General features: G+C 48.3%; 11 protein-coding genes. 7 read left to right on the plus strand and 4 right to left on the minus strand.

The features are described 5' to 3' along the window. Positions 1-382 precede the first annotated feature (382 nt). The 5 genes from BLV33_RS25075 to BLV33_RS25095 all read left to right on the plus strand — a co-directional run bounded on the left by BLV33_RS25075 (position 383) and on the right by BLV33_RS25095 (position 6,032). Complete coding sequence (locus BLV33_RS25075; RefSeq protein WP_253187167.1) at positions 383-1,807, plus strand: transposase; 1,425 nt, start codon at positions 383-385, stop codon at positions 1,805-1,807. 253 nt (positions 1,808-2,060) lie between these two features. Further along, on the plus strand, positions 2,061-2,489 hold the full coding sequence (gene fucU / locus BLV33_RS25080) for an L-fucose mutarotase (RefSeq protein WP_090798059.1): 429 nt from the start codon (positions 2,061-2,063) through the stop codon (positions 2,487-2,489). Continuing rightward, on the plus strand, positions 2,489-4,012 hold the full coding sequence (locus BLV33_RS25085; RefSeq protein WP_090798061.1) for a tagaturonate reductase: 1,524 nt from the start codon (positions 2,489-2,491) through the stop codon (positions 4,010-4,012). Before fucU ends, BLV33_RS25085 begins: the two co-directional genes overlap by 1 nt. Positions 4,013-4,189: 177 nt before the next feature. Continuing rightward, the gene (locus tag BLV33_RS25090; RefSeq protein ID WP_090798062.1) at positions 4,190-5,206 is read left to right on the plus strand and encodes a zinc-binding alcohol dehydrogenase family protein; all 1,017 of its coding nucleotides are present in this window, start codon (positions 4,190-4,192) and stop codon (positions 5,204-5,206) included. A gap of 61 nt (positions 5,207-5,267) precedes the next feature. Then, positions 5,268-6,032, plus strand: a complete 765-nt coding sequence (locus BLV33_RS25095) for a TIM barrel protein (protein WP_090798064.1) — start codon at positions 5,268-5,270, stop codon at positions 6,030-6,032. A 546-nt stretch (positions 6,033-6,578) separates the two neighbouring features. Here the strand turns inward: BLV33_RS25095 and BLV33_RS25100 are convergent. Both BLV33_RS25100 and BLV33_RS25105 read right to left on the minus strand, forming a co-directional pair. Continuing rightward, positions 6,579-7,529, minus strand: coding sequence for an aldo/keto reductase (locus tag BLV33_RS25100; protein ID WP_090798066.1), 951 nt, complete (start codon positions 7,527-7,529; stop codon positions 6,579-6,581). Positions 7,530-7,595: 66 nt separating this feature from the next. Next, positions 7,596-8,603 carry a Gfo/Idh/MocA family protein gene (locus tag BLV33_RS25105; RefSeq protein ID WP_090798069.1) on the minus strand — a complete coding sequence of 336 codons (1,008 nt, stop codon included), beginning with the start codon at positions 8,601-8,603 and terminating at the stop codon, positions 7,596-7,598. Between the two features lie 133 nt (positions 8,604-8,736). Here BLV33_RS25105 and BLV33_RS25110 point away from each other — a divergent pair, with 133 nt between their 5' ends. Beyond that, entirely contained in the window at positions 8,737-9,576 is an 840-nt protein-coding gene (locus tag BLV33_RS25110) for a helix-turn-helix transcriptional regulator (protein WP_090798070.1), read from the plus strand. Here the strand turns inward: BLV33_RS25110 and BLV33_RS25115 are convergent, their stop codons facing one another. Then, a complete protein-coding gene (locus BLV33_RS25115; RefSeq protein ID WP_090798072.1) occupies positions 9,577-10,587 on the minus strand; it encodes a Gfo/Idh/MocA family protein in 1,011 nt (336 codons plus the stop codon). It lies immediately after the preceding gene. A gap of 90 nt (positions 10,588-10,677) precedes the next feature. Then, positions 10,678-11,517: a glycosyltransferase family 2 protein gene (locus tag BLV33_RS25120; RefSeq protein WP_090798073.1), complete on the minus strand. Its 840-nt coding sequence runs from the start codon at positions 11,515-11,517 to the stop codon at positions 10,678-10,680. Positions 11,518-11,639: 122 nt separating this feature from the next. Here BLV33_RS25120 and BLV33_RS25125 point away from each other — a divergent pair, with 122 nt between their 5' ends. Next, positions 11,640-14,099 (plus strand): hypothetical protein, encoded by a 2,460-nt coding sequence (locus tag BLV33_RS25125; protein ID WP_139305821.1) that lies wholly within the window; start codon positions 11,640-11,642, stop codon positions 14,097-14,099. The last annotated feature ends 13 nt before the right edge of the window (positions 14,100-14,112 follow it).

Here is a 14,112-nt window from a genome sequence, read left to right on the forward strand (position 1 = left end):
CGGTTTGTTTGCCATGCCGATTTCTGAAAACCATTTTCATGAACGAGTCTGTCATGCCTTTCTGGCTCACTCACCCCTCATTTAGGCTCAAAATTGTTTGTTAATTCCGAGCTCCTTCATTATATAGCTTCTCGGAATAACAAAATCCCTTACTGGTTCTAGCCTCACGGCTAGGGCTTTTTTCGTTTCACCTCAAAAAATAGGGGCGGACGAAAATTTCCCTTGACATTTCTAAATCACCTTAATAATCGCCAGGAAGGCATCTTTTTTCGCCTATCTTACTGAGAATTGGGTGTTTTTATTGCTTCCAGTCCCGCGATCCCATTCAGCATTTATTCGTTTTGCCGTCGAGCATTTGAAAAAGGAGTACAGTCCCGAATTTATGCAGCAATTCTACTCAGATCTCATCAACTGGGTGTCGGCAATCGATTTGTCCCAAACGACTTCTCTCTTGAAACACAGATACTCAGCAAGTCCCAAAGGCCGTAAACCTCGCGACCCCGCGGATCTTCTTCGCAGCTTGCTTCTCATGCACAAGCTTCAGGTGGTAAGCATCGACGATTGGGTCTACAAGCTGCGAACTCTTCCTGTCTACGCCATCCTTAGCGGCTTTATCAAAGATGACACGCCTGGCGTGGGAACCTTCTATGATTTCTTCCGTCGTCTTTGGCTCTCGGAGGGCGCTCACAAAACCGGCCGAAACAAAAGGCCGCTTCGCAAGCCGCGCGAGAAAGGCAAGAAGAACGAAAAACTCGACCCTAGAAATCCGAAGATTACCGACAAGCTTGTCGCTCGTGTGCTGCGTTCTGCAGGTTCCATTCATTACGCTTCAAAAGAGCATGATCTTCTTCAGCGATTGTTTCAATCCCAATTCGTCCTACCCTCTGCCACCATAGGATTGCTTGGTGATACGAACGCGCTTAGTGTCATTGGTGATGGTTCTGCGGTTGAAACAGGCGCCCGTTCCTTCGGCAAATTCCTTTGTGACTGCCGCAAAGGCGGAAACTGGAAGTGCGGCTGTAAGCGGCAGTTCTCAGATCCCGACGCCAATTGGGGCTGGGACAGCTACCGTGAAAAGTACTACTTCGGCCGAACGCTTTACGTGTTTTGCGCCGCGGACAGCCCTCATGATTTACCCATCTATTTGCGCTATTTCCGCGCAAGTCAGCACGACTCGGTGTCTTGGATATGCGGGTACCAAGAGCTACGCCACTGGTACCCACATTGGAAGTTCGGAGAGGCAATTCTGGATTCCGCCCACGACTCGCTCCCCATATATACCATGCTCGAACACGATGATGTTTGCACCATCATCGACCTGAATCTCAGGCGTTGGAGCAAGCTGGTACAAGATGATTTTACCATTGGAAAGGACGGTGTGCCTATCTGTCCAATCGGTCGAAAGATGGTTCATTGGGGTAAGCTTGCCAAGACCCATCGCCGGAAGTGGCGTTGCCCTGCGAAGTGCGGCAACTGGTTCTGTGAGACCCCGTGCTCACCCTCCAAATACGGAAGAACATTTTATACGTCCACATCCGATAACCCTCGGCTCTTTCCCCGCATTCGCCGAGATAGTAAGGAGTGGCGTATCCGGTATGCCAAGCGTACTGCTGTGGAACGATGCAATAAGCGTCAAAAGATTGATTACAAGCTGGAAAATTCTAAGGGCAGAAGCTCCCGCCACTGGACCATACGCACAACGTTAATCGCCATGTGCCAACATGCGGACGCTTGGTTTGAAGTGACTAAGAAGAACAAACAGATCTTCGCCGTTAAAGAATGGCTCGAAGCAGCAAGTGCCGCTTAAAGTCTGCCTAACTATACCTTTTGAAAAACCCGACTTTCTCGGTTTGTTTGCCATGCCGATTTCTGAAAACCATTTTCATGAACGAGTCTGTCATGCCTTTCTGGCTCACTCACCCCTCATTTAGGCTCAAAATTGTTTGTTAATTCCGAGCTCCTTCATTATAGATCAAAATAGAGTACTTTTACATCAATATATGAAATTTATTATGCTTTTAAGACTGCTATAATAAGGATTAAAAAAGGGAGTGTTCTTTATGTTGAAAGGGATTTCAAAGCTGATCTCGCCAGAATTGATCAAAATATTAATGGAAATGGGCCATGGTGATGAAATCGTCATAGCTGACGGTAATTTTCCCGCTGCCAGTCATGCAGCGCGTCTGGTTCGCGCAGATGGACATGATATTTCCGAGCTGCTGAAAGCCATCTTACAATTACTCCCGCTGGATACCTATAGTGAACATCCTGTCGGGTTGATGGCTGTTGTAGCGGGTGATCCGGTGGAGACACCGATCTGGGAGGTCTATCAATCGATCGTGGATGAGAGTGCGGAAAGAAGCATTTCCATTGAACAGATAGAGCGTTTTGCTTTTTATGAGAGAGCCAGGAAGGCATACGCGGTTATAGCTACAGGTGAAGGCGCGTTGTATGCAAATATTATTTTAAAAAAAGGTGTCATCGCTTGATGAAAACACATCATGAGATCAAACAATCAATTTTGCCGATACTTAACCATTCTTTGCTGAATGCTGAACAAACCTCGCAATATGAACAGATGCTGATGTATCCGGTGAAGGTTTTGCAAATCGGAGAAGGTAATTTTCTGCGTGCTTTTGCAGATTGGATGATTCAGGCCTGCAATCGTCAGGGATTGTTTAAAGGGAGTATCACTGTTATTCAGCCTCGCCCGACAGGCAAAGCGAAGATCGAGGAGCTTCAGCGGCAGGACGGGTTGTATACGTTGATCGTGCGCGGCTTTCGTGGAGGCAGGCAGGTAGAAGAGAAGGAAATCATTACGGTCTTCTCTCAAGCTTTGGATCCTTACGGGCATTGGGAGGAATTTCTCAAGCTAGCCGAAAATCCCGAACTGGATATTGTTTTGTCCAATACGACAGAAGCGGGTTTGACTTACCATCCCGTCGATTGGGAGCAAGGTCAGCCCATCGCATCCTTCCCGGGGAAGCTTACGGCATTTTTATATCGGCGCTTCACCCGATTTGCCGGTGATCCAGGAAAAGGGCTTATGCTTCTGCCCTGTGAGCTTCTGGAAAGCAACGGCGATTTATTGAAAGAAATCGTGCTAAAGCACGCTGTGGATTGGAAGTTCCCCCAAGAGTTTCAAATTTGGATCCATCAGCATAATCATTTTCTCAATTCCTTAGTGGACCGGATTGCAACCGGATATCCGGCTTCCGAAGCGGAGAGCTTGTTCACCGAGTGGGGCTATGAAGACAAGCTGCTGAACACCACTGAGCCATATTATTTATGGGCTATTGAAGGAAAACCCGAGTTAGATGCCAGGTTTCCATTGCAGCAAGCCGGGCTAAATGTGCATTGGGTCGATGATCTAAGGCCTTTTCAGCTTAGAAAAGTGCGGATTCTTAATGGCGCTCATACATTCCTGACTTCAATAGGGCTTCTGCATGGATTGAACGAGGTGCGGGAAGTTGTGGAGCATCCGGTTTACGGCATATGGGTGCGGGAAGCCATTATGCATGAAATCGTTCCTTCCCTGCCTCTGCCGCAAGACGAGCTGCAGATCTATGCGGAAGAAGTGCTGGAGAGATTCTTGAATCCGTTTATCCGGCATCGATTGACCGATATTGCAATGAACAGCCTATCCAAGTTCAAGGTTCGGCTTTTGCCGACTCTGGAGAACTATCTGGAGCGTGAAGGCAAGCTTCCCCATTTGATCACGGAGGCATTCGCCTCGCTGCTGCTGCTCTACCATGTAAGCAAGGATGAAGATGATAAGTTCATCGGCAGCAGGTTAAACGGAGAAATCGTTGTGTTAAAAGACGATCTGGAGGCGCTGCAATTCCTAGCTGACGCTTGGCAGCAATTTGATCAAAACAGTATGACCCTGCAGGAGTTGATTTGTGGAATTTTAGCTAATAGTGGGTTGTGGGGCAAAGACCTGAACGAACTGCCAGGACTGGCAGAATCGCTTCGGGATACAATGACAAACTTGAGGGGGAACTTACCATGAACGATACAGTCATACTTCATCCGAATGATCATGTGGCCATCGCATTAAAACCGCTAAACGAAGAGCTTTCGCAGCAGGTTCTGCAGATTCTGGAACCCATTCATAATAAATCCTGACCAAGCGGAAGACCGAGTACAATCACAATATTCTTGTCTAAAGAGAAGGTGGGATTGCATATTGAAGGAGATAGTATGTCAGCAGGCAGATGAATTTAAAATGATCGATGTAGCTGAACCTGTTGCTGGGACCGGCGAAGCTTTGGTGCGAATTCGGCGAATTGGCATTTGCGGTACGGATTATCATGCGTTTAAAGGGAATCAGCCTTTTTTCAGTTATCCGCGTGTGCTTGGGCACGAGCTTGCGGGAGTCATTGAGGCCATGGGTGAAGGTGGACCTGACTCATTGGCGGTGGGCGACCAGGTGTCTATCATTCCTTATTTGCAATGCGGAACTTGTATTGCTTGCCGCAACGGCAAAAGCAACTGCTGCACAAATATGCGTGTACTGGGCGTGCATACGGATGGAGGAATGCGTGAGGTGATAGCAGTTCCTGCTGATCATCTAATAAATACAAATGGTATCACTTTGGATCAGGCTGCGATTTTGGAGCCGCTCAGCATAGGTGCCCATGCCGTGAGACGATCCGGTCTAGCGGCGGGAGAGCTGGCGCTTGTGATTGGCGGCGGGCCGATTGGTCTCGGTGTAATGGCATTTGCCAAGCAGCGGGGTGCAGCGGTAATCGCCATGGACGTAAACGAGAAGCGGTTGAACTTTTGCCGCGATTGGGCTAAGGTGGATGAAACGGTGCATGTGAAAAATAACCCTTTGCAGCAGCTGATGAAGCTGTCGAATGGTGATTTGCCGACGGTGGTCTTTGATGCGACCGGGAGTGCCAAATCCATGACCGATGCTTTTCAATATGTTTCGCATGGCGGCCGATTGGTATATGTGGGTCTGGTGAAAGTGGACATTACGTTCTCCGATCCAGAATTTCACAAGAAGGAGCTCACCTTGATGGGCAGCCGCAATGCGACGCTAGAAGATTTTGATGTTGTGCTGTATGCTGTGCGCGGCGGTTCAATTGATACTGATCGCTACATTACGCACCGTGCAGGCTTCGATCAAATGATCGATGAGTTCAAGAACTGGTTGAATCCCGAATCCGGCGTGATTAAAGCTATAATTGAAGTATAACCAGAAGAATGAGCATTTCTTAATAAGCAAATAAATCAGTCATTGGAAGGCAGGCTCATACATGAAATATTCATTGTGTATCGGTGCGTATCCGGGAAAAGATGCTGTGTATCATTTGGAAAAGGTGAAAGAGCATGGTTTTGACGGATTGGAGTACTATGCTTGGTGGGAGCTTGGAGATCTGGAGCTTTTTACTGCGGAGCAGAAGAGAATTGGAGTCGGTATTATCGGGACTTGTACCAGAGAATTTAATCTCGTGGATCCAGCGTATAGGGAGAAGTATTTGAATGGCATCGAACAAACGATAAAAGCTTGCCAAAAGCTTGGCATCCCTTCGATCATCACCCAAACAGGAAAGGAAATAGATGGAGTTCCGCGAGAATTGCAGCGGCAAGCGATGATTGAAACCCTGAAGCTGTGCACACCGCTGTTGGAAGGCACAGGTATCGTGCTGGAAGTGGAGCCGCTCAATGGGCTGGTCAATCATCCCGGCCATTATTTGCAGCGATCGGACGAAGCCGTTCAGGTGATGGATGCGGTGGATCATCCGCAGGTGAAGCTGGTCTTTGATGTGTACCACCAGCAGATCACCGAGGGAAATGTCATCCGCAACGCGACAGCCTATGTGGATCGCATCCATCACTATCACATCGCGGATAATCCGGGACGCCATCAACCGGGAACCGGGGAGCTGAATTATCTTAGCATCCTCAGAGCTATTCAGGGAACCGGTTTTGACGGCTTTGTTGGACTCGAATGCGGGTTCAAAGGCGATACCGATGAAGCCATTCAGGCATTCAAAAGCACGATATTGGACCAATTGTGAAATGGAAAGTAAAAGAGGAGCTCTTTTGTAAAGGAGCTCCTCTTTTGTGAATTTAGTCGTTAAATCAAACAAGCGCATGAGCTTTCATGCGATTATTTGTATGGTTTGAAGGTTATAAGGTGCTGAAGCTGACTTGGCTTAGATGGGATTGGGCCGGATTGGGATAAGATAGGATCGGATCGGGAGCTCAGATGTATTTCATACATCTAATTTCTTGAAGCAGCCGATTTTCGGACAAATGAGATGTAATTCCTACATCTAAAACAGCCTTTTTAATCGATTCCAGCTTGCTTAAGGAAAAATAGATGCAGGTTTTGCATCTAACTGTCTCAAAACGAAGCATATCGAAATTCCGGATGTACTTTCTGCATTTGGATCATCAGACATCGCTGATTTGGATCTCGAAACGAAGCAAACCGAAATTCCTACATTTATCTCCCGCCCTTTCCCCACGATCTAAAACCCCAAGGGTGTTGCGAGACGGTGTATCTACATTCTGCAGCTCGATGACCCAGCAACGCCGATACCGGCTTTACCTGGCTGTTTCTAGCTCCGCGAAGGCTTGCCTTCTGCTGATAAATCAAGCCATGCCATTTCATCGGCGGTCAGCTTGATTTGTGCGCCTTCCTGGCAGGAACGCATTTCCGCTTCGCTGCGCGGGCCGATCAAGGCGCAGGAGGGGAAAGGCTGGTTCAGCACGTAGGCCAACGCGATCTGTATGGCCGTGGCTCCTTTTTCCTGCCCGAGCTGCTGTGCCCGGCGCAGCCGTTCCCAGTTCGCATCGCTGTAGAATACGCGGACCAGATCGGCATGCTCCCGGTTGTCCGGTGTGAAACGGCCGCTGAAGAAACCTCGCGCTTGTGAAGACCAAGACAGCAATGGCATTTGATGAGCCTCATGCCAATGGAGGGTCTCTTCATCAGCGGAAACGCAGCCCGCCCAAAATGGCTCATTGGCTTTAGCCAAGCTGAGATTGGGGCTGCTGAAGCTAAAGCCGACGAGGCCATGCTGTCTGGCATAGTCAGCAGCTTCTTGAAGCCGCGAATAGGTCCAGTTCGATGCGCCGATGGACTCGATCCTGCCGGCTTCGATATGCTCATTTAACGCTTCGAGAATAGGACCGACAGGGACTTGAGGGTCATCCCTATGCAGAGCGTACATCTCCACTGAGCTGACACACAGCCGATCCAGGCTTGTCATTAAATCACTGCGAATAGCATCGGCATTCACACGCGGCCCACTTGAGTCATGGTGCGCGCCTTTAGTGAGGATGTTAATGTCCGTACGCTTGCCGGTTTCCTCCAGCCATCTGCCAATGGCTTGCTCACTCTCGCCGCCGCAATAAACAAATGCGGTATCCAAAGTATTCCCGCCAATCTGCAAATAATGGTCCATGATGGCGCTGACTTCATCCGGATTGTTCAATTTGAAAAAGTCGGTTCCCATTATCAATTGGGATACAGGCTTCGATAAACCTTTTATCGATATTGTTTTCATAGTTTATGAGTCTCCTTTCTTGAGTCAGGTTTAGGTAATTCATGAATTATTGGTTCTAAGTTTCGACTAGTTAGGAATCACTATACGAGCATGCTCCCGAGCTGATTGCAAGCAAGCATCGATCACGCGCATGTTGCGAACAGCATCCATAGATTCGAAGCGCAGTGGCTTTTTCCCCCAAACCGCATAGGCCATATCATCCGCTTGCAAAGCATACTGATTCACATCAGGTACAGCAACTTCTCTGCGGCCTTCCTTGGTGATGACAAAGAAATTACTGCCAGGGCTCGGAGGAGTTACAAAAGCGGATGGAAGCTCAATTCGCCCTAGATCTCCAAGCACTTCCAACGTATTTCTGCCAGCTGCCCACATCCCGCAATCAAAGGTAAGAGCCACGCCGCCAGTAAACTCAAGCAGCCCGGAGGCCATCATATCCACATCATCATGCTCAGGCGAAAAGAAAGCGTGCATCGTGGCCGCATTTGGCTCCTGCTCCAAAAGATAACGCGCTGCGCTGATCGGATAGCATCCCACATCGTACAGGGAGCCGCCGCCCATGAAGCGGTGAAAGCGGACATTGCTGCCGGAAGCCGCATTATTAAAAGTAAAAGCACCGTGGATGCCGCGAATCGATCCGATTTCTCCAGAGCGAATAATCTCCTTGATCCCATCATATCGCGGGTGATGCCTATACATGAACGCTTCAGCCAACTGTACGCCTGCTTGCTCGCAAGCCGTGACCATCTTTTCTGCCTGTGCAGCATCGAGGGCAATAGGCTTCTCGCAAAGTACATGTTTTCCAGCTTGAGCAGCGCGCAGGGTCCATTCCATATGCAGGTGATTGGGCAGCGGAATGTAAACGGCATCAATTTCGCTGTCGGCCAAAAGCTCCTCGTAGCTTCCGTAAGCTTTGTCGATGTTTAATTGGGCAGCCATCTCTTTGGACTTGGCCAAATCCCGACTGGCAATAGCCGCCACAACTCCGGTTTCCGATGCTCGGATACCTGGAATCACAGCGCGTACGGCAATCCCTGCACAGCCGAGAATCCCCCATCTTAATTGATTTGCACCCATGAAAAATTACACATCCTTCAACAAATTATAGTATGATATTGTTATTATAATATTTTAAAAAATGGATTTATATAATAATATATTATTCTTGATACAAGAAAATTGTTATTGCGAGAGGAAAGGAGATGAAAACATGTTTCGTCAAATCATGCTGCCTACCCTGCAGCCGTCTCCTTATTTCATTTTTCCGGAATCAATTGGCTTCTATTGGGATAACCCCCAGCACTCCGTGGACCGGGCAGAGGGACAATGGTCAACGTTCAGCCTTCATTTTATTATCGAAGGAAAGGGATTTGTGGAAAAAGACGGAGAATTGTTCCCGCTGCAAAAAGGTGACGCTTTTTTGTATGTTCCGTTTCAAAAGCAGCGGTACTACAGCAGCAAGGAAGATCCCTGGGATATCAGGTGGGTGCACTTTTATGGAGGTAAAATCAAGGAATTTCTCTACGAAAGGGGATTCCACAGCAATCTGTGGACGCTTCACCGTTGGAGTGAGCTGGATGAAGCTTTTGAGGCTTTGTTGCAGGAAGCGGAGATCCATGGAATCCTTCGTCCTGCCAAGCTGTCTTCACTTACTTATGCGATATTGGCCGAGTTTATGAGCTATGCCCTGCCGCTGGCTCCAAATCGCGGCATTGAATCGATGGACCGCATCCTGAAACTGCTTCCCTTGATGCAAAAAAAAGCCTGTGAGCCCTTCCTATTGGAGGAATGGGCAATGCAGATCGGGGTCAGCACGCATTATTTTTGTAAGCTGTTTCGCAAATCGACCTCCATGACTCCATTATCCTTTATCACGTTATGCCGCATGCAATTCGCCAAGCAATGGCTGATTGAACAAACAATGGTAAACATTAAGGATATTGCCGAGCGGGCCGGATATCCGAGCGCCAGTTATTTTAACCAGCGCTTCCTTGAGCATGAGGGCATGACCCCCAGCGAGTATCGCAGCTTATATACCAAAAACGCCTGATTACTCGGACTCAATAGATACGCGGATATTTTCACGGGCTGACTTGAGGCAAGCATCGATCACCCGCATGCTGCGAACAGAGTCCATCGGTTCAAAGCGGGGAGGCTTAACACCCCATACTCCGTAGGCAAAATCGTCCGCCTGCAAAGCGTACGGATTCTCATAAGGCACAACCATCTCGCGCATTTCTTTCACATTGATGATAAAGAAATGGCTGCTCGGGTTGGGTCGACTGACAAATGCGGAATGGGCTTGAATGCGCCCTGTTGTCCCCAGAATTTCCAAAGTATTTCGCGGAGAAGCCCACATCGAGCAGTCGAAGGACAGCGCCACATTGTTCGGAAATTCAATCAGGCCGGTCGCCATCATATCCACATCATCATGATCTGGCGAGAAGAATGCTTGCACTGTTGCCGCGACCGGTTCCTGGCCTAATATGAAACGAGCTGCGTTGATCGGATAGCAGCCGATATCATAGATAGAGCCGCCGCCCATCGCGCGTTTGAAGCGTACATTTCCTTTCTTATCGGCGTGATTATAAGTATAGGTCCCGTGAATATTGCGGAGCTCGCCGATTTCCCCGGATTCAATAAGCTCTTTCATGATCTGATAGCGGGGATGATGACGAAACATAAAGGCTTCGGCCAAACAAACCTTCGCTTTTTCGCATTCCTCGACCATTCTCAACGCTTCTGCAGCATTAAGGGCAATCGGCTTTTCACAAAGGACATGCTTACCTGCCGCTGCTGCCCGAATGGTCCATTCCGTGTGAAGGTGATTCGGCAAGGGAATGTAGACAGCATCAATGTCTTTATCCTCCAGAAGCTCGGCATAACTGCCGTAATAAGTAGGTATATCAAAGGCTTTGGCGGTTTCCTTGGCTTTATCGAAATTTCGACTGGCAATCGCCTGGATAAAACCGGTTCGCGACAGTCGAACGCCTGGGATGAAAGACCCTTTGGCAATAGCGGCACAACCTAGAATTCCCCATCGCAGCTTGGACGTTGTCATCGAAATCCCTCCTAAGAGTTTTCGTCAGAAAACTTACATCGTAAGCATCTGCCGAGTTTTCGTCAGAAAACTTACATCGTAAGTATCCGCTTATTTCTTATTTAAACTTGATTTCTGTGCGCTAACCAGCCTGGAGGGAAAAGGCTTCCCATCCCAAAGGAGCTCGGTGGCTGCTTTCCTGCTCATGACTTCGGGCTCCTGCAGCAGGAGAAAGAAATTTTTAGTGGGCAGCGTTCCGAGTTGGTGCTTGTCTGATAGCTTATCCAAATAAGGCCGCATAGAATCCAATTGTCCTGACATATTCGTATTCCCTTGATTCGCGAAGGCGTATAAAGCGCTGGCCACAGGCACCCTGCGGACGCGGAAGCTTTGAGAAACCCTTAAATAAAAGTCCCAATCCCAATAATGGTACATATCCGTATCAAAGGGTCCAAGCTCCTGAACAATTTTACGCCGGAATAAACAGCCTGAAGAGAAAAAAGTAGAAAATTTGCGCATGTCGGCAGGGTTGTCATCATAAGCAAACACAAATCGGTTGGTCGGGATTCTTACACCATTTTCGATCACATAATCAAAAATTTCCACATCGGGATAAACCAAATCCCAACCTTCAATCGCTTGAAGCATTCGTTCCAGATGCGTCGGCAGCAGCAGGTCATCATCATCACAAAGCATGATATAGTCTCCTTTTGCCTCGAGAAGTCCTCTGTTTCTGGCGTGTACATGCTTCATATTTGTTTCCATGGTGATAACCTGGATGGCAAGCTCGGGATACAGCTCCTTGACAAAATCAACAGAAGCCCCGCAATCATTGACGACGATAATTTGCATATGGTTGTAGGTCTGCAGCAATAAGGAATCAAGAAGCTCGCATAGCTCCAGCTGACGATTGTAGGTTGGGATGATAACAGATACTAATGCTGGATTCAAGAAGTTCCCCTCCAGTCAGATTATGTACTTATGACTTCTTTCATTATAATTCATTTAATTCTCCAAATGCCAATCATGCTATACTAGGGAATGAATCATTCGAGAATGAGTTGGAGGGTATTATGATGGATCCGCGCCCCGGGGCCGTGCATCCCAAGCAGTTGGAGTTATGGAAGACGGATGCTTATTTGCGTAAAATAGAGCCTATGCTGCCAGCCGTAAAGCTGGTCAGTTTTGATATTTTTGACACTTTGCTTTTTCGCGCATGCACCATGCCGACGGATGTGTTTGTCCTGGCGGCTGAAAAAGCTGTCAAAGAAGGAGGAGTTCTGCGGCAGTCGGTTCATCCGGAGCAGTTTCGTGACATCCGTATAAAAGCAGAGACAGAGGCTCGGAACAAGCAATTTGAATCGAATGAATCAGCAGCTTCAGAGGCAATAACCGGACGCAAGCCAGCTCCCAATTCGTACGCGGAAGTAACCTTGGAGCTTATTTACGCAGAAATTCCCGCTTCCCTATGTGACAGAGACCGGATGCTCGAGATTGAGCTTGTTGTGGAGCGGGAGATTTGCTACCTCAATCCGCACGCGGCTTCCCTGATGTATTGGTGCAAAGAAAACCAGAAGGCAGTGGCGCTGTTATCCGACATGTATCTTTCCACGCCGCAGCTTTCCGGAATCCTGCAAGCAGCAGGACTCGATCTCTCTCTAATTGACGCTTTACTCATCTCCAATGAACACCACTCAGGGAAAGTGTCTGGCGAGCTTTTTGACTGCCTTTCTGCAAGATTTCCATATTTGGAAAGCAAGGATATTTTGCACATAGGAGATAATCTGGCGGCTGATGTCCAGGGTGCAGCTCTCAGAAAGATTCCTTCCATTCATTATGAGGTGATTCCTGAGCATTTTGACAGCCCCTTTCATTGGGAAAGCATCAGACATGCCGTCACGCTGCCTCAGCTTAAATCCCTTCGCAAGCTGGCTGTCATATCCATGACAGAAGAAGCAGTGGATGAGGCGGAGCGATTCTTTTATCAGTTCGGAGCAGCTGTCATTGGACCATTCCTGCACGGCTGGTGCGAGTGGATTATCGACGAATGCATCCGTGAAAATCGCAGCGAGCTGCATCCGTTGATGCGAGAGGCGTACCTGCTTGGCCCTATGCTTGAGCAAGCGGCTCGTATGCGTGGAATGGCGCTCACCATTAAGCCGGTCTATGTTTCGAGACAAGCCGTCTATCTGGCATCGATGGAAAATTGGAACCATGAAGCTTTGAATCATCTTTTTGAACAAAATTGGACGACTGTAGCCGATCTGTTCTTTTTGCTGGATATAGTGGAGGAATCCGCACCCTTTCAGCTTTACATGCAGACAAAGTTGACGGATTGCCAACTGATAGCGGATGAATCAGGGAAGTCAACGATTGCTCAGCAGGTTCGTGAATATTTGCTGAGCGAACGGATGAAGCAGAAGATCCAGTCGTCGATCCTGAGGAATCGCAAGCTGTTTGTCGATTATATGAAGCAGGAATTCGGAGCCGTCGACCGGATGGTGACCGTTGATATAGGTTTTAACGGTACGATGCAAAAAGCGATTGAGTCTGCATTCAGGCTGTCGGAACAGCCTCACCGGATCATTCATCTGCTGGCTGTGGGGACTGACAGAATTGGAACGCTGCTGCTGGAAGGTATGGACATCCGCTGTTTTCTAGGCAGCTGCGGTGAGAACGGTGATCTGGGACAGAGGATCGTGCGCTCCCCGGCATTTTTGGAGGAGCTGATGATGGGCGAGTTTGGTTCGACGCTTCGATACGAAGTGGACACGCTGGGGGTCATTAAGCCAGTTATGGCTGAGCTGTTGTCACATTCACCCCAAGAGCATCGACTCAAAAAAGCATCTCATGCAGGGGCGCTGGCGTTCCAACGTTATTATGGCTACTTGGCTGGCCTCAAGCCTGATTTGTTTGCCGCATTATCCGATCAACCGCGTGAGTGGAGCAAGACTCTGCATCGGGCTATTGATATGCCTACCCCTGCGGAAGCCAGTCTGCTCGGAAATTTGACGCATCAGGATAATTATTGCGGTGTACAAATATCTCCGATCAGCAATCCGGTAGAGGATCGATGGCTCAATCAGGGCGAGGAAGCTTTCATCGATTATTGCAACTATGGACCGTCAACGTTTAACGCTTTTTGGCCCCAAGGCATGGTCACACGAAAGTCTCCTTATTATTTGTATCGTTATTATTTGCGGCAAAAGGACCTTTTTGGCAATCAGATCCTTGTTTTTGAACTGGTTCGCAGAGTGAAGGAAGATAAGCTTGCCGCTGTGCATGTTTATGGTTCGGGTGCATTTGCCCAAGCGGTCAGGAATACAGTCTTGTTTCACGGGATAGAAGTTAAGAGCTTTACGACTTCGCGTGCGGAACAGAGCGCTTTAGCCAAAACCGCTGAGGCCGGGGACAAACATGCGTATATAATTGCTTCATTAAGCGACATTTTAACCTTCAGGCAGGACATTGAACGGGTGTATTTGAATTCAGGAATTTCACCAACGATTTACGATCTGTTCCCCGGGGAATAAGCAGGCGCCTCCA

The organism is Paenibacillus sp. GP183 (genome assembly GCF_900104695.1).
Classification (GTDB): Bacteria; Bacillota; Bacilli; order Paenibacillales; family NBRC-103111; genus Paenibacillus_AI.